This is a genomic window from Amycolatopsis balhimycina FH 1894 (genome assembly GCF_000384295.1).
Taxonomy (GTDB): domain Bacteria; phylum Actinomycetota; class Actinomycetes; order Mycobacteriales; family Pseudonocardiaceae; genus Amycolatopsis; species Amycolatopsis balhimycina.
In genome coordinates, this window is the sequence record NZ_KB913037.1 from 8,720,352 (window position 1) to 8,735,692 (window position 15,341).

Below are 15,341 nucleotides of genomic sequence, written 5' to 3' on the forward strand. Positions count from 1 at the left end.
GCCCGATAGTGGGACGATGTCGGGGTGGTGAACCTCTACCGCGACACCGGGGTGGTGTTGCGCACGCACAAGCTGGGTGAGGCCGACCGGATCGTCACCCTGCTCACGCGGCGGCACGGCAAGGTCCGCGCCGTGGCGAAGGGCGTGCGGCGCACGTCGTCGCGCTTCGGGGCCCGGCTGGAGCCGTTCGGTCACGTCGACGTGCAGTTCTACACCGGACGCACGCTCGACGTCGTCACCCAGGTCGAGACCGTGGACGCGTTCCAGCTGCCGCTGGTCGCCGACTACCAGAGCTACACCGCGGCCAGCGCGATCGCCGAAACTGCGGACCGGCTCTCGGCCGAAGAGGGCGAGCCGGTGCTCAAGCTGTACCTCCTCGTCGTCGGGGCGCTGCGGGCGCTCGCCGCGGGGGAGCGGGACTCCTCCCTCGTGCTCGACGCCTTCTTCCTCCGCGCGATGTCCTACGCCGGCTGGGCGCCCGCGCTCACCGAGTGCGCCCGCTGCGGCCTGCCGGGCCCGCACACCGCGTTCAGCGTCCCCGCCGGCGGCTCGATGTGCCAGGACTGCCGCATCCCCGGCTGCGTGCACCCCGCCCCGGAGGTCCTGGACCTGCTCACCGCCCTCCTGCACGGCGAATGGCCACTGGCCGAGTCGACCCTGCCCGGCACCCGCCGGGACGCGAGCGGCCTGGTCGCGGCGCACCTGCAGTGGCATCTGGAGCGCCAGCTCCGGTCCCTTCCCCTGGTCGAGCGACGCGCCCGGGAGACGACAGTGACATCCGGGGCTTCGCCCCAAGCCGGGGGCTCCGCCACCCGAACCCCCGAAAGATAGGTAGTGACATCCGGGGCTTCGCCCCGAGCCGGGGGCTCCGCCACCCGAACCCCCGAAAGATAGGTAGTGCCCGGGCAGTAGGGTCGGACCTGATCGGCTTTCACCCATCCAGGGAGGCTCCCAGTGCTGCGCAGGGGACGCGAGAACAAGGCGTCGCGATCCGAGCTGCGGGCACCGGATCCGCACCCGTCCGGCGCCAAGCCGCCGGAGATCCCGCGCGAGCTGGTGCCCAAGCACGTCGCGCTGGTCATGGACGGCAACGGCCGCTGGGCCAACCAGCGCGGCCTGCCGCGCATCGAGGGGCACAAGCGCGGCGAAGCGGTGATGATCGACGTCGCCGCCGGTGCTGTCGAAATCGGCGTCAAATGGCTCTCGGTGTACGCGTTCTCGACCGAGAACTGGAAGCGCAGCCCCGAAGAGGTGCGGTTCCTGATGGGCTTCAACCGCGACACCATCCGCCGTCAGGTCGACTACCTCGGCTCGATCGGCGTGCGCATCCGCTGGGCCGGGCGGCGGCCGAAGCTCTGGGCGTCGGTGATCAAGGAACTGCAGGTGGCCGAGGAGAAGACCAAGCACAACACGGCGCTGAACATGACGATGTGCGTCAACTACGGCGGCCGCGCGGAGCTGGGCGACGCGATGCAGCGGATCGCCCGTGACGTCGCCGACGGGAAGCTGAACCCGGACAAGGTGAACGAGAAGACGATCGGGAAGTACCTGTACCAGCCGGACATGCCGGACGTGGACCTGTTCCTGCGGCCCTCGGGCGAGCAGCGGACGTCGAACTTCCTGCTGTGGCAGTCGGCCTACGCCGAGATGGTCTACCAGGACACGCTGTTCCCGGACTTCGACCGGACGCACCTGTGGCGCGCCTGCCTGGAGTTCGCGAAGCGGGACAGGCGCTTCGGCGGCGCTGTCGATCAGGCGGCTTCTTCGTGAGCGCAACAGAAGCGGCCGAGACCGCGGAGCTGCTGACACAGGCGAAGGACGCTCTCGAGCGTTACCTCGAGGTCCGCGTCGACGACGACGGAGCGCTGACGTTCTCCCACGGCGGCGTGCCGTGCGTGATCCAGGCGACCCGGCTCGGCGAGGGCCTGACCGTGCTGACGCTGACCTGCGTGGTCGGCTGGGACCTGGCGGACGCGCCGGAACTGTCGATCGCGGTCGCCGAGCGGGCGGGGCAGGGACTGTTCGGGACGCTCGGGGTCGGGCACTCGGACAACGGCGTCGACGTCACGCTCCGGTACGCGTTCCCGGCCGCGGGGCTGGACGCGGCCGCGCTCGGGACGCTGCTGATGCTGGTGGTGTCGACGGCTTCGCAGCTGCGGACCGACTTGCCGGGAATCCTGCCGGAGTAAGCCCGGGGCGCCGGACGTCGTGAACGACCCTTTCCTGTCGTCGGACGTCAGGAAAGAGTCGTTCACGGCGTCAGGAACCCGCCGGCGTGGCCGAATTTCGGCGCGAACGGCGAATCAGGGGCCAAAACGGACCGTAATCCGCCGCTCGCGGCCCGTGCGGGTCTCGTCCGGTCGGAGAGTCCTGGCATCATCACGGCGTGGACACCCTTCCCGACACCGCGGCCGAGCCCGGCCGGCGCACCCGCCGCCGGTTCCGGATCAGCTCGGTCGAAGTGCTGTGCGCGATCCTGCTGATCGCGATCCTCGGCCAGGGCCGGCTGCAGCAGCTGTTCGACGTGCCGGCGCTGCGCACCGGATCGACCGTGTTCGTCGCCGTCTGCGTGCAGGCCCTGCCGTTCCTCGTGCTGGGCGTGCTGATCAGCGGGGCCATCGCCGCGTTCGTGCCCGCCCGCGTGCTGGAGAAGGTGCTGCCGCGGAAGGCCGGTGCGGCCGTCGGCGTCGCCGGGCTCGCCGGGGTCGCGCTGCCCGGCTGCGAGTGCGCCTCGGTTCCGGTGGCGCGGCGGCTGATGGGCCAGGGCGTGGCGCCCGCCGCGGCGCTGGCGTTCCTGCTCGCTGCCCCGGCGGTCAACCCGGTGGTGCTGGTGGCCACCGCGGTCGCGTTCCCGGGCAAGCCGGAGCTGGTGCTGGCCCGGTTCGCCGGCTCGCTCGCCACGGCGATGGTGATGGGCTGGCTGTGGGCCCGCTTCGGCAAGCTCGAATGGATCACCGAACGCGCCCTGCGCCGGCTCCCGGAGGTGGCGGCCGGGCAGCGGTGGCGGGTGTTCGCCGAGACCGCGCGGACCGACCTGGCCGAGGCCGGCGGTTTCCTGGTGCTGGGCGCATTGATCTCGTCGGCGCTGAACGTGCTGGTGCCGGCGAAGTGGTTCGGCGTGCTGGGCGACCAGATCGTGCTCGGCGTCGTCGTGATGGCGGTGCTCGCGGTCGTGCTGGCGCTGTGCAGCGAGGCGGACGCGTTCGTCGCGGCGTCGCTGACCGCGTTGCCGCTGCTGCCGAAACTGGTGTTCCTGGTCGTCGGCCCGGCGGTGGACGTCAAGCTGTTCGCGCTGCAGGCGGGCACGTTCGGCCGGTCGTTCGCGGTGCGGTTCGCGCCCGCGACGTTCGTGGTGGCGGTGGCCTGCGCGGTCGTCGCCGGGGTACTGGTGGGAGTCGCGTGAAACGGGAGACTCAGAACATCCTGCTGATCCTGCTCGGCGGGGCGCTGGTGAAGATCGCGGTCAACGGCGACTACCTGCGGTACGTCAAGCCGGCGCAGCAGCCGTGGATCATCGTGGGCGGCGCGGTGATGGTGCTGCTGGGCGCCGTCGCGATCCTGCGTGACCTGCGTGCCGCGCGTGTCGCCACGGCTCCGGCCTCGCCGGACCACGACCACGGCGATGGCGATGGCGACGGCCACGCGCACTCGACCCGGCCGGCCTGGCTGCTGCTGGTGCCGGTGCTCGCGGTGTTCCTGATCGCCCCGCCCGCGCTGGGGGCGGATTCGGTGATCCGCACCGAGGCGCGGGTGCCGGCGAGCGCGGCCGCCGCCGGCTCCATGGCCTTCCCGGCGCTGCCGGCGGGGAACGTGGTGCCGTTGCCGGTGAACGAGTTCGTCAGCCGCGCGGGCTGGGACACGGGAGGCACGCTCAACGGCCGCACGGTCTCCCTGACCGGGTTCGTCGTGCACACCGGCGGCAGCACGCTGCTGGCCCGCCTGGTGATCAGCTGCTGCGCGGCGGACGCGTTCCCGGTGACGGTCCGCCTCCGCGGCGGCGAAGCGGACCCCCTCGCGAGCGACGCCTGGATCCAGGTGACGGGCCAGGTGGTCCCGGGCACGGCGACGAAGGACAACAGCTACACGCCGGACTTCACGCCGGCCTCGGTGACGACGATCCCGGCCCCGAAGGACCCCTACGAGTACTGACCGGGCGCTGACATTCGTCCAAGACCGGCGGCTGGAGCCGGAGGTCGCCCACGCCTGGCGGCGGACGGTCGCCGGCCGGGGGCGGCTGCGGGTCGAGCGCCTGGCGGAGGAAATCGGCTGGAGCCGCAAGCGCCTGTGGTCCCGGTTCCGGGCCCAGCTCGGGCTGACTCCCAACGCGCCGCGCGGCTGGTGCGCTTCCACCACGCCGCGCACCTGCTGGCGGCCGGGCACGCCGCGGCGGACGTGGCCGCCCGGAGCGGCTACACCGACCAGTCCCACCTGCACCGCGAAGTCAAGGCGATCGCCGGGGTCACGCCGGCCGCCGTGGCCGCCGCGCCGTGGCTCGCGATCGACGACGTGGCCTGGCCGGGCCTGCCGCGAAGCTGATCCACGGCCGCCAGGGGCTCAGTGCTCCGCGCAGGTGCCGGTGATCTCCACCGTGTGCGAGATCTCCGAAAAGCCGTGCTCGGCCGCGATCTTTTCCGCCCAGCGCTCCACCGCCGGCCCCTCGACCTCCACCGTCCGGCCGCACAGCCGGCACACCAGGTGATGGTGGTGGTGGGCCGAGCAGCGGCGGTAGATCGCCTCGCCGGAGTCCGTGCGCAGCACGTCGATCTCGCCGGCCTCCGACAGCGACTGCAGGGTGCGGTACACCGTCGTCAGGCCGATGCCGTCGCCGCGTTTGCGCAGCTCGTCGTGCAGTTCCTGGGCCGAACGGAAGTCGTCGACGGTGCTCAGCAGCTCGACGACCGCGGCCCGCTGCTTGGTCGATCGGCGCCCGGGCACCGGGGCCTGGCTGCGTTGTGCGGCAGGTTGTGCGGCAGGTTGTGCGGCAGGTTGTGCGGCAGGCTGCGGCACGGCGTTCATCACTTTCCTTCCTGCACGTGGGCGACGGCGTCGACCACGATGTGCGCCAGGTGGTCGTCGGCGAGCCGGTAGACGACCTCGCGGCCGCGGCGCTCGCCCTGGACCACCCCAGCTGTCTTGAGCACCCGCAGGTGCTGGCTGATCAGCGGCTGCGCGACGTCGAGGGCGTCCACCAGCTCGTGCACGCACCGGTCGGCCACCCGCAGCTGCAGCACGATCGCGATCCGGACCGGCGCCGCGAGGGCGCGCAGCAGGTCGCCCGCGTCGGTCAGGACCGACGGCGACGGGTGCGCCGGCGCCGCTTCGGCCGCCGGCGCGCACTCCGCGAGCCCCGGCTGGGCGCCACTCCCGGTGACCGTCGCCATTCCCGCCTCCACGCTTGCTCGTCCGCCGTCCGCGACCATGAATTCCGTAGTCATTGCCGATAACGGCGCCGCTCATCCTAGTGTTCCCCCGTCCGGGAGCCCCGGCCCGGCGCCGAGCTGCGGGGTACGGCTGGTCGTATTACCCCGTTCGGGTGAGTTCGTGGGATATTGGCTCTGCGGCTTCGCATGTCGTGGCCGACGGTGCAAGGTTGTCGCGGAGCGTTTCGCCGCTCGCGGCCGCCCGAGGAAAAGCAGTGGGGAGACATGACGCGTTTCGTGACGAAGGCAGCCGCCCTGACGGCCGTGCTGTTCCCGCTGGCCGGAGCCGGTTTGGCCGGGGCGCAGACCCAGGCGGTCGACGAGAAGACCGGGCCGGTTTCGTTCGCGAACATCGCGTCGGTGCGGATCGGCGACGAAGGCCAGCGCGGCGGCGCCCTGATCACGGAAACGCAACGTTCGCCGCTGCTGCCCGGCCAGTCGAAGCTCGGCGCGGACCGCGTCTCGGTCCCCAAGGACGACGGCGAGCGGGCCACCTTCGGCGGGCACTACCAGATCGACCTCGGCCGCTACAGCCCGTCACAGGACCCGTACCCGCCGGGCGTCGCGAGCCGGGACCACAACGTCGTCGCCGCGCTGCAGGCCACCACCGTGCCCACCGCCGTCGCGGAGACCAACTACGCGCTGCGTGACAACTGGCAGGGCGGGGCGAAACCGGCCGACAACACCGTGCTCGTGCTGGAGGGCGCCAAGACCGCGGTGGACTGCACCGGGCCCGCCAAGCTCACCGGCTCGTCGTCGGTGACGCGGCTGTGGGTGCGCCAGGGCGGCGCGCTCGGCATCGTCCCGATGCCCGGCGGCACCGCCGGCCTGCAGCTGAAGAACCTGCGGCTCGGCCCGCCCGGCGACATCGAAGGCGCCGGCAAGGAGACCACCCTCTCGGACCTCAAGCTCACCCGCGTCGCCGGCTTCGACCAGCTGATCCGCCAGGACGGCTGGCGCGGGGGCGACTTCACCGCCGTCGCCGGCTGGCGGGCCGAGATCACCACCCACGTCAAGAACGCCGAGGGCGCCGCGCTGCAGGACGTGCGGACCACGATCGTCCTCGGCGGGGTCAGCTGCTCGGTCCCGAAGGGGTTCGTCGCCAAGGCGGCCGCCCCGGCGGGCGGCACGACCGCCACGCAGGCCGCCGTGCCGACGCAGGTGCCGGCCGGTTACCTCGGCGCGGCCGCGCCCGACACCGGCGGTGACGGCTCCCGCCTCCCGCTCGGCATCGGCCTGCTCTTCGGCGGCGTCTTCTTCGCCGCGGTCGCCCTGCTGCTCGGCAGGCGGCGCAAGTCCGGGACGGACTAGGTGCTGCGCACCGCACTGGCCGCGTTCTCGGCGGCGCTGGCCGTGGCCGCCTTCGCGGCCGGGATCGTCGTGCTGACCTGGCTGCCGCCGGTCGCCACGCCGGTGGCGGCGGCCCCGCCGCCCGGCGCGCTGCCGGGGGAGAACGCGGCCCCGGCCGTGCTGCCCGCCGACAGCGAGTCCGCCGCGCAGCAGCGCCCGGGCACGGTCCGGCTGCCCGGCGGTGCCACCGCCCGGCTGGTCCGCACCGAGCTCACCGACAGCGGCGTGCTGCCGATCCCGCGCGGGCTCGGCGACGCTGCCTGGTGGGGCGCCAAGCTGGGGGCCGGGCACGGCGCCGCCCTGCTGTCCGGGCACGTGAACTGGGAAGGCAGGCGCGGCCCGTTCGACGAGCTGTGGCGGATGCGCGACGGCGACGAGGTCAGCGTCGTCGACGCGAGCGGCGGCCGCTGGGTCTACCGCGTCGACGACGTCGTCACGGTGCCGAAGGAGGCGCTGGCCGCCCAGGCGGCCCGGTGGTTCGGGCAGGACGGCCCGCACCGGCTGGTGCTGGTGACCTGCGGCGGCGACTACGTCGGCGGCACCGAGGGCTACGACGAGAACCGCCTGGTGACGGCCAGGCTGGTGACGCGCCCCGCCGGTTACTAATCCGGCCAAAAGTAGGCCGACCCCCCGCGCGGCACGTAACCGTCGCTACGAAGCCATTCGGCCGTGGCTGTGGTCGGATTAGTAACGATCGGCACAGTAGCGGGTTCGGTGCAACCTCCTTCGCCCCTCGCGGCATGTCTGCCTGTGCAGTGGCCACGACAGCGAAGGAGCACAAGCCCATGCAGGAGCAGAACCCGGCGGAGCGGAAGAAGGGCTCCGGCCGCTGGTGGATCGTCGGCGTCGCGGGCGCGTTCGTGGTCGCGGCGATCGTCGCGACCCTGCTCGTGTTCACTGGAAAGGATGAACCTGCGGTCGCGAACGGCACCGGCACGCCCGTCCCCGTCGCGAACCAGCCGGCCGCCCAGGGCACCCAGACGGACACCGGGAAGGCGCCCGCGCAGCTGGCCCTGCCCGGCGGCGGCACCGCGAAGCTGGTCCAGGAGGACCTCGACGCGAACGGCGCCCTGAAGATCCCCGAGGGCCTCGGCGAAGCCGCCTGGTGGGGCGCGAAGCTGGGGGCCGACCACGGCGTCGCGCTGCTGTCCGGGCACGTGAACTGGAAGGGCAAGAAGGGCCCGTTCGACGAGCTGTGGCAGGTCAAGCAGGGGCAGGAGGTCAAGCTGACCGACGCGGCGGGCGGCGCGTGGGTCTACCGCGTCGACGCGACCGAGACCGTCCACAAGTCGGAGCTGGCCGGGCGCTCGGAGCAGCTGTTCTCCCCGGACGGGCCGCACAAGCTGCTGCTGGTCACCTGCGGCGGCGAGTACGTCGGCGGCAGCGAGGGGTACGAGGACAACCGCGTCGTGACCGCGTCGCTGGTGACGCGGCCGTAGGCTCACCTGCGCGAAAAGGAGTGGGCCCCGGCGGATACCCTGGACGTTCTAGTCCGATGAACCGTCCCCGCAAGCTTTTCGGAGCGTGGAGTGCCCACGAACACCATTGAGAAGATCATCAGCCTGTGCAAACGCCGTGGTTTCGTCTTCGCCAGCGGAGAGATCTACGGCGGCACCCGCTCTGCGTGGGACTACGGGCCGCTCGGGGTCGAGCTCAAGGACAACATCAAGCGCCAGTGGTGGAAGACCGTCGTCCAGGGCCGCGACGACGTCGTCGGCCTCGACTCGTCGGTGATCCTGCCGCGTGAGGTCTGGGTCGCGTCGGGGCACGTCAACGTGTTCACCGACCCGCTGATCGAGTGCCTGTCGTGCCACAAGCGGTTCCGCGCCGACCAGCTCGCCGAGGAGTTCGCGGCGCGCACCGGCAAGGAGACCAGCGAGGACGACCTGTCCGAGGTGCCGTGCCCGAACTGCGGCACGCGCGGCAAGTACACCCCGCCGCGGGACTTCAACATGATGCTGAAGACCTACCTCGGCCCGGTGGAGTCCGAAGAGGGCCTGCACTACCTCCGCCCGGAGACCGCGCAGGGCATCTTCGTGAACTTCTCCAACGTCCAGACGACGTCGCGGAAGAAGCCGCCGTTCGGCATCGGCCAGATCGGCAAGTCCTTCCGCAACGAGATCACGCCGGGCAACTTCATCTTCCGGACGCGTGAGTTCGAGCAGATGGAGATGGAGTTCTTCGTCGAGCCGGGCGAGGACGAGACCTGGCACCAGTACTGGATCGACCAGCGCACCGAGTGGTACAAGGACCTCGGCATCAAGGCCGAGAACCTGCGCCACTTCGAGCACCCGAAGGAAAAGCTCTCGCACTACGCGAAGCGCACCGTCGACATCGAGTACCGGTTCGCGTTCAACGCGGGTCAGGAGTGGGGCGAGCTCGAGGGCATCGCGAACCGCACCGACTTCGACCTGACGACGCACTCGAACCACTCGGGCCAGGACCTGTCGTTCTTCGACCAGGCCTCGGGCCAGCGCTACCGGCCGTTCGTCATCGAGCCGGCGGCGGGTGTCGGCCGCTCGATGATGGCGTTCCTGGTGGACTCCTACGTCGAGGAAGAGGTGCCGAACGCCAAGGGCGGCACCGACCTCCGCGTGGTGCTCAAGCTCGACCCGCGGCTTTCGCCGTTCAAGGTCGCGGTGCTGCCGCTGTCGCGCAACGCCGACCTGACCCCGAAGGCGAAGGAGGTGGCAGCCACCCTGCGCAAGCACTGGAACGTCGACTTCGACGACGCGCAGGCGATCGGCCGCCGCTACCGTCGTCAGGACGAGATCGGCACGCCGTTCTGCGTCACGGTCGACTTCGACTCGCTCGAGGACCAGGCCGTGACCGTGCGCGAACGCGACTCGATGTCGCAGGAGCGGATCGCGATCGACAAGCTCGAGTCCTACCTGGCGGCCCGCCTCATCGGCTGCTGACGCCGTAGTACATGAGGGGCACCTTCATGGCTCTTAACGCCGTGAAGGTGCCCCTCATGGCGTTCGGGCCCGGGTACCCCTGACACCTGTCACGGTCAGGTCGTGACGCACGGTCTGGGGACCCGGGCCTTCCGGGCGGCAGCCTGGGGGCATGCGAGAAACAGACATCCAGGCGGTGGCGGCGGGGGCCGCGATCCACCTCACCGGCCTGCGGAAGCACTACGGCGAAGTCCACGCGGTCGACGGCGTCGACCTGACGATCGCCCCGGGCGAAGTGGTCGCCCTGCTCGGCCCGAACGGGGCAGGCAAGTCCACCACCGTCGACATGATCCTCGGCCTGACCAGCCCCGGCGACGGCGAAGTGCGCGTGTTCGGGCGCAAGCCGATCGACGCCGTCCGCGCCGGGCTGATCGGCGCGATGCTGCAGGGCGGCGCGCTGATGGACGACCTGACCGTCGGGGAAACCGTCGGCATGGTCGCGGCCCTGCACCGCAAGCCGATGCCGGTGGCCGAGGCCCTGCGCGCCGCCGGTGTCGAGGAGCTGGCCGGCCGCCGCGCGAACAAGCTGTCGGGCGGGCAGAAGCAGCGCGTGCGCTTCGCCGTCGCGCTGGTCAGCAACCCCGACCTGCTCATCCTCGACGAGCCGACCGCCGCGATGGACGTCGGCACCCGGCGCGAGTTCTGGCAGTCGATGTACTCGTTCACCGAGTCCGGCCGCACGGTCCTGTTCGCCACGCACTACCTCGAAGAGGCCGAGGAGTTCGCCGACCGGGTGGTGCTGATGCGCCGGGGCCGGGTCGTCGCCGACGGTTCCGTCGCCGAGGTCCGCGCGCTGGCCGGCGGACGCACCCTGCGGGCCGCCGTCCCGGACGCCACCGACGCGACGATCGCCGCGCTGCCCGGCGTCAAGGAGTTCGAGCTGCGCGGCGACCGCGTCGCGATCTCCAGCAGCGACTCCGACGCCACGCTGTGGGCGCTCAAGGCCGCGGTGCCGGGAGTGCGCGACGTCGAGATCAGCGCCGTCGGCCTCGAAGGCGCCTTCCTGTCCCTGACCGCCGACGAGACCGCGGAGTCCGTGCGATGAACGTCACCTACCTGCTCACCGAGATCCGCCGGAACTTCCGGGCGCCGCGGTTCCTGATCTTCGTCGTCGCGTTCCCGGTGCTGATGTTCCTGTTGCAGGCCAACGTCTTCACCAAGACGAGCGACCAGAACCACGCGCAGATCGCCGCAGTGATCATGGTCAACATGATGACGTTCGGTGTCTTCGCCGCGGCGACCAACAGCGGAGCCCGGCTCGCCCTCGAACGCGCCGTCGGCTGGCAGCGGCAGCTGCGCCTGACCCCGCTGACCGGCACCGGCTACCTGGCGGGCAAGGGAATCTCCGGGATGCTCGTGGGGCTGCCCGCGCTCGTCCTCGTGCCGCTGCTGGCCGTGCTGGCCGAAGGCGTGCACGTCGACGCGAGCGGCTGGGTGCGCGTCTTCGCCGGCATCTGGCTCGGCACGATCCCGCTGGTGCTGCTGGGCCTGCTGCTCGGCCAGTTCGGCACGCCGGATTCGATGCAGCCGATCACCATGATCGTCACGCTCGGCATGGGGTTCCTGGGCGGGCTGTGGATCCCGATCGAGACGATGCCCGGCTGGATGCACGACGTCGCCCAGATCATGCCGACGTACTGGGTGCTGCAGGTGGCCCGGCCCGCGGTGACCAGCGACATGGTGGTGTCGCTGCCCCAGGCCGCCGGGGTGCTCGGCGCGTGGACGGTCGTGCTCGGGGCGCTGGTGATCAGGCGTTACCGTAAGGACAGCGCCCGCGTCTGAGGGCCGGAAGGGACGAGGGACGACGATGGCGGAGTCCGAAAGCCACAAGTTCGGGCTGGGCAACCGGGAAACGTGGTGGGCGGACCCGCCGCGGGGCCGGGACGGCGGCGGGCCGGACAAGCTGCGGTGGCCCCTCTTCTCTCTCGTGTTCAGCCTGCCCTACCTCTTGCCGGTGACGCGCTCACTGCTCGCGGCGGAGCGGGTGACGCCCGGGCTGGTGGCACTGTGGGTGCTGGCCTACGGCTATGCGGCCGCCTACGCGGCTTTCCCGCTGGTATTCGACCGCCGCCGCCCGTTCCGCTTCGCCTACGGGGTGGGGATGCTCGTCCTGGGCCTCACCCTGGTCGCGGCGGCGAATGCGAACCCGTTCGTCCTGCTCTACGGCACCGCGGCGATGGTCTTCCTGGTGCCGCCGGCGTGGGTGGTGATGCTCGACGGCGCGGCGCTGGTGCTGGCGGCCGGGATCATGCTGCTGGCCGGCCGGTTCGCGGACAACTACGGCGACCTGATCACGGTCGCGTCGGTCACGCTGGCGATGTTCTTCATGTCCAGCCTGATCCGTGCCGTCCGGGGGCTGGAACTGGCCAACAAGGAGATCGCCACGCTGGCCGTCGCGAACGAGCGGGAGCGCCTGGCCCGCGACCTGCACGACCTGCTCGGGCACAGCCTCACCACGATCACCGTCAAGGCGGGGCTGGCCCGGCGGGTGCTGGAAAGCGCCGGCGACATCCCGCGCGCGGTCGAGGAGATCCGCGAGGTCGAAAGCCTGACCCGCAGCGCGCTCTCCGACGTCCGCGCGACCGTGTCGGCCAACCGCGAGGTGTCGCTGTCGGCGGAGCTCGTCGGCGCTCGTGCGGCGCTGCGGGCGGCGGAGATCGACGCCGACCTGCCGCACGCCGTGGACAACGTCCGGCCGGAGTTCCAGCCCACCTTCGGCTACGTGCTGCGGGAGACCGTGACGAACGTGCTGCGGCACTCCGGGGCCAAGCGGGTGCGCGTGCGGTTGGGCGGCAACTGGCTGGAGATCGAGGACGACGGTGTGGCCACCGAGGTCGTCGCGGGCAACGGCCTGCGCGGGCTCTCCGAGCGGCTGGCCGCCGTGGGGGGCGCGTTGCGGACGTCGGCCCGGCCCGGGGGAGGATTGACCGTGCGGGCGGAGATCCCGCTGCCCGAACCGAGCCCGGCCGTCCCGGCCGTGCGCGCCGAACCCGCGGGAGGACTCGCTTGATCCGGGTGCTGCTGGCCGACGACCAGGCCATGGTCCGCGGGGCACTGGCCACCGTGCTGGGCCTCGAGAACGACATCGAAGTGGTCGGGCAGGTCGGCTCCGGCGACGAGGTGGTGGCCGCCGCACGCGAGACCAAGCCCGACGTCGCGCTGCTGGACGTGCAGATGCCGGGCAAGGACGGCCTGGAGGCCGCGGCCGACCTGCGGGCCGCGCTCCCGTCGTGCCGGGTGATCATCTGCACCACGTTCGGCCGCCCCGGTTACCTGGCCCGCGCGATGGCGGCGGGCGCGGCCGGGTTCGTCGTCAAGGACGCCCCGCCGGAGCAGCTCGTCGAAGCCGTCCGCCGGGTCCACAGTGGACTCCGGGTGGTGGATCCGGCGCTGGCCGCTGAATCCCTCGCCACCGGCGCCAGCCCGCTCACCGGGCGGGAACACGACGTGCTGCGGGCGGCCAAGGACGGCAGCACGGTCGCCGACGTGGCCCGCGCGCTGCACCTGTCGGAGGGCACCGTCCGCAACCACCTGTCCGCCGCGATCGGCAAGACCGGCGCCCGGACCCGCGCCGAAGCGGTCCGGGTCGCCGAGGAGCGCGGCTGGCTCTGAGCCGCGCGGGGACTTCTGACAAGATGGGGCGGGTGGGTACCGCTGAACGCACGAAGCCGTCGGCCGCGAGCTGGGCGCGCCGGATCGCCTTCGGCACGGTCCTCATGCTGGTGGCGCTCGTCGGCGGCACCGCGTTCCGGGTCTGGCAGGTCGCCCGCCAGAACGACCGGACGCCCGCCGACGTCATCGTGGTGCTGGGCGCGGCCCAGTACAACGGCAAGCCGTCGGACATCTACGCCGCCCGGCTGGTCAAGGCCAAGCAGCTCTACGACGCCGGCGTCGCGAAGACGGTCGTCACCGCCGGCGGCAAGAAGGCCGAGGACAACTTCACCGAGGCCAGGGCCGGCCAGCTCTGGCTGACCCGGCACGGCGTGCCGGCGTCGGCGACGATCGCCGTCGGCGAAGGCAGCGACACGCTGCGCAGCCTGCGGGCGGTCGCGGACCAGGTCCAGGCCCGCGGCTGGCGGACGGCGGTGCTGGTGAGCGACCCGTGGCACTCCTTCCGGGCCCGGACCATGGCCGGCGACCTGGGGCTGGACGCCTGGACCGCGCCGACGCACAGCGGGCCGATCGTGCAGGAGCGCGTCACGCAGTTCCGCTACATCGTCCGGGAGACCGGCGCGCTGCTGTACTACCGGCTGACGAAGACCCCGGCCGACGACCTGTTCGCCACCTTCTTGGGTTGAGTTTCTGTCGGTGGGTCCGTTTAGGCTGGTCACGTGGACTACACCGAGCACGACACCGCCCGCCTGCTGCCGGAGCCGGCCAAGGGCGCGGCGCTGCCCGGCGCCCGGGCGGACGGGCGCGGCGCGTTCTCCCGCGACCGGGCCCGGGTGCTGCACTCCGCCGCGCTGCGGCGGCTCGCCGGCAAGACCCAGGTGGTCGGGCCGGGGGAGGGCGCCGAGGTCACCGGCGTCCCGCGCACGCGGCTGACGCATTCGCTGGAAGTCGCCCAGATCGGCCGCGGCATCGCCGAGGAGCTGGGCGCCGACCCGGACCTGGTGGACACCGCCGGGCTGGCGCACGACATCGGGCACCCGCCGTTCGGGCACAACGGCGAGCGCGCGCTCGACGACGTGGCCGCGGCGTGCGGCGGGTTCGAGGGCAACGCGCAGACGCTGCGGATCCTCACCCGGCTGGAACCGAAGCTGCTGGGCGCCGACGGCGGCCCGGCCGGGCTCAACCTGACCCGCGCCTGCCTGGACGCGACCACGAAGTACCCGTGGCCGCGCCGGCCCGGCCAGGTGAAGTACGGCGTGTACGCCGACGACGCTCCGGCGTTCGAGTGGTTCCGCGACGGGGCGCAGGCGGAGCAGACCTGCCTGGAGGCCCAGATCATGGACTGGGCCGACGACGTCGCGTACTCGGTGCACGACGTCGAGGACGGCGTGCTGGCCGGCCGGATCAAGCTGCGCGTGCTGGCCCACGCGGACGAGCGCGCCGCCGTCGCCGAGGCCGCCGCCAAGCACTTCTCCGCCCAGTCGGTGTCCACTTTGGAGGGTGCGGCCGAGGAACTGCTGGCGCTGCCGGTGGTGGCGGCGCTGGCTTCCGCGGAACCGGACGGCTCGCCCGGAGCGCAGGTCGCGTTGAAGCGGCTGACGAGCGAGCTGGTCGGCCGCTTCACGACGGCGGCGGTCACCGGCACGCGGGAGAAGTTCGGCGAGGAGCCGCTGGGGCGCTACCGGGCGCGCCTGTGCGTCCCCGAGCAGGTCGCGGCGGAGGTGGCGCTGCTGAAGGCGCTGGCGCTGCGGTACGTGATGAGCGACCGCCGCCGGCTGGCGATGCAGGAGGGCCAGCGTGAGCTGCTGGTCGAGCTGGTGCACGCGCTCGCGCGCCGCGCCCCGGAATCCCTCGACCCGCTGTTCGTCCCGGCCTGGAACGCGGCCCGCGACGACGCGGCGCTGCTGCGGGTGGTGATCGACCAGGTCGCTTCGCTCACCGACGCCCAAGCCCACGTCTGGTACTCCTGGCACGTAACCCGCCACCACCGCTAGCCCGCGGT

General features: G+C 72.2%; 18 protein-coding genes. 16 read left to right on the top strand and 2 right to left on the bottom strand.

From position 1 onward, the window contains the following. Positions 1–24: 24 nt before the first annotated feature. The 6 genes from recO (at position 25) to A3CE_RS58945 (ending at position 4,536) form a co-directional block, all read left to right on the top strand. Positions 25–831 carry a DNA repair protein RecO gene (recO, locus tag A3CE_RS0140105; protein WP_020645745.1) on the top strand — a complete coding sequence of 269 codons (807 nt, stop codon included), beginning with the start codon at positions 25–27 and terminating at the stop codon, positions 829–831. 123 nt (positions 832–954) lie between these two features. Beyond that, positions 955–1,770 (top strand): isoprenyl transferase, encoded by an 816-nt coding sequence (locus tag A3CE_RS0140110; RefSeq protein WP_020645746.1) that lies wholly within the window; start codon positions 955–957, stop codon positions 1,768–1,770. Then, the gene (locus A3CE_RS0140115) at positions 1,767–2,189 is read left to right on the top strand and encodes a YbjN domain-containing protein (protein WP_020645747.1); all 423 of its coding nucleotides are present in this window, start codon (positions 1,767–1,769) and stop codon (positions 2,187–2,189) included. The genes A3CE_RS0140110 and A3CE_RS0140115 overlap by 4 nt, the downstream gene beginning before the upstream one ends. Positions 2,190–2,386: 197 nt before the next feature. After that, positions 2,387–3,403: a permease gene (locus tag A3CE_RS0140120; protein ID WP_020645748.1), complete on the top strand. Its 1,017-nt coding sequence runs from the start codon at positions 2,387–2,389 to the stop codon at positions 3,401–3,403. Next, positions 3,400–4,149, top strand: coding sequence for a TIGR03943 family putative permease subunit (locus A3CE_RS0140125; protein WP_020645749.1), 750 nt, complete (start codon positions 3,400–3,402; stop codon positions 4,147–4,149). Before A3CE_RS0140120 ends, A3CE_RS0140125 begins: the two co-directional genes overlap by 4 nt. Positions 4,150–4,338: 189 nt before the next feature. Beyond that, complete coding sequence (locus A3CE_RS58945; RefSeq protein WP_020645750.1) at positions 4,339–4,536, top strand: helix-turn-helix domain-containing protein; 198 nt, start codon at positions 4,339–4,341, stop codon at positions 4,534–4,536. 18 nt (positions 4,537–4,554) lie between these two features. Here A3CE_RS58945 and A3CE_RS0140135 read toward each other — a convergent pair whose 3' ends face one another. Together A3CE_RS0140135 and A3CE_RS0140140 are read right to left on the bottom strand one after the other, a co-directional pair. Next, positions 4,555–5,016 carry a Fur family transcriptional regulator gene (locus tag A3CE_RS0140135; protein ID WP_084641937.1) on the bottom strand — a complete coding sequence of 154 codons (462 nt, stop codon included), beginning with the start codon at positions 5,014–5,016 and terminating at the stop codon, positions 4,555–4,557. Continuing rightward, positions 5,016–5,381 (bottom strand): ArsR/SmtB family transcription factor, encoded by a 366-nt coding sequence (locus A3CE_RS0140140; RefSeq protein WP_020645752.1) that lies wholly within the window; start codon positions 5,379–5,381, stop codon positions 5,016–5,018. Before A3CE_RS0140140 ends, A3CE_RS0140135 begins: the two co-directional genes overlap by 1 nt. Positions 5,382–5,645: 264 nt before the next feature. Between A3CE_RS0140140 and A3CE_RS0140145 the strand changes: the two genes are divergently transcribed. The 10 genes from A3CE_RS0140145 (at position 5,646) to A3CE_RS0140190 (ending at position 15,333) form a co-directional block, all read left to right on the top strand. Further along, positions 5,646–6,731 carry an LPXTG cell wall anchor domain-containing protein gene (locus A3CE_RS0140145; RefSeq protein WP_020645753.1) on the top strand — a complete coding sequence of 362 codons (1,086 nt, stop codon included), beginning with the start codon at positions 5,646–5,648 and terminating at the stop codon, positions 6,729–6,731. After that, entirely contained in the window at positions 6,732–7,376 is a 645-nt protein-coding gene (locus A3CE_RS0140150) for a class F sortase (protein WP_020645754.1), read from the top strand. Between the two features lie 179 nt (positions 7,377–7,555). Next, positions 7,556–8,209 (top strand): class F sortase, encoded by a 654-nt coding sequence (locus A3CE_RS0140155; protein ID WP_020645755.1) that lies wholly within the window; start codon positions 7,556–7,558, stop codon positions 8,207–8,209. A 90-nt stretch (positions 8,210–8,299) separates the two neighbouring features. Beyond that, on the top strand, positions 8,300–9,688 hold the full coding sequence (locus A3CE_RS0140160) for a glycine--tRNA ligase (protein WP_020645756.1): 1,389 nt from the start codon (positions 8,300–8,302) through the stop codon (positions 9,686–9,688). Positions 9,689–9,839: 151 nt separating this feature from the next. Next, positions 9,840–10,772: an ABC transporter ATP-binding protein gene (locus tag A3CE_RS0140165; protein ID WP_020645757.1), complete on the top strand. Its 933-nt coding sequence runs from the start codon at positions 9,840–9,842 to the stop codon at positions 10,770–10,772. Further along, positions 10,769–11,509 carry an ABC transporter permease gene (locus tag A3CE_RS0140170; RefSeq protein WP_020645758.1) on the top strand — a complete coding sequence of 247 codons (741 nt, stop codon included), beginning with the start codon at positions 10,769–10,771 and terminating at the stop codon, positions 11,507–11,509. Before A3CE_RS0140165 ends, A3CE_RS0140170 begins: the two co-directional genes overlap by 4 nt. 25 nt (positions 11,510–11,534) lie before the next feature. Continuing rightward, positions 11,535–12,737: a sensor histidine kinase gene (locus A3CE_RS0140175; protein ID WP_020645759.1), complete on the top strand. Its 1,203-nt coding sequence runs from the start codon at positions 11,535–11,537 to the stop codon at positions 12,735–12,737. Beyond that, the gene (locus A3CE_RS0140180) at positions 12,734–13,339 is read left to right on the top strand and encodes a response regulator transcription factor (RefSeq protein ID WP_020645760.1); all 606 of its coding nucleotides are present in this window, start codon (positions 12,734–12,736) and stop codon (positions 13,337–13,339) included. Before A3CE_RS0140175 ends, A3CE_RS0140180 begins: the two co-directional genes overlap by 4 nt. A gap of 32 nt (positions 13,340–13,371) precedes the next feature. Next, positions 13,372–14,025 carry a YdcF family protein gene (locus A3CE_RS0140185; protein ID WP_020645761.1) on the top strand — a complete coding sequence of 218 codons (654 nt, stop codon included), beginning with the start codon at positions 13,372–13,374 and terminating at the stop codon, positions 14,023–14,025. 33 nt (positions 14,026–14,058) lie between these two features. Next, on the top strand, positions 14,059–15,333 hold the full coding sequence (locus A3CE_RS0140190) for a deoxyguanosinetriphosphate triphosphohydrolase (protein WP_020645762.1): 1,275 nt from the start codon (positions 14,059–14,061) through the stop codon (positions 15,331–15,333). Positions 15,334–15,341: the final 8 nt, after the last annotated feature.

Bases quoted from the DNA above. Each gene is read 5' to 3' on its own strand.
- A3CE_RS0140155 (WP_020645755.1), top strand. From the start codon at position 7,556: ATGCAGGAGCAGAACCCGGCGGAGCGGAAGAAGGGCTCCGGCCGCTGG.
- A3CE_RS0140140 (WP_020645752.1), bottom strand. From the start codon at position 5,381: ATGGCGACGGTCACCGGGAGTGGCGCCCAGCCGGGGCTCGCGGAGTGC.
- A3CE_RS0140170 (WP_020645758.1), top strand. From the start codon at position 10,769: ATGAACGTCACCTACCTGCTCACCGAGATCCGCCGGAACTTCCGGGCG.
- A3CE_RS0140135 (WP_084641937.1), bottom strand. From the start codon at position 5,016: ATGAACGCCGTGCCGCAGCCTGCCGCACAACCTGCCGCACAACCTGCC.
- A3CE_RS0140145 (WP_020645753.1), top strand. From the start codon at position 5,646: ATGACGCGTTTCGTGACGAAGGCAGCCGCCCTGACGGCCGTGCTGTTC.
- A3CE_RS0140165 (WP_020645757.1), top strand. From the start codon at position 9,840: ATGCGAGAAACAGACATCCAGGCGGTGGCGGCGGGGGCCGCGATCCAC.
- A3CE_RS0140175 (WP_020645759.1), top strand. From the start codon at position 11,535: ATGGCGGAGTCCGAAAGCCACAAGTTCGGGCTGGGCAACCGGGAAACG.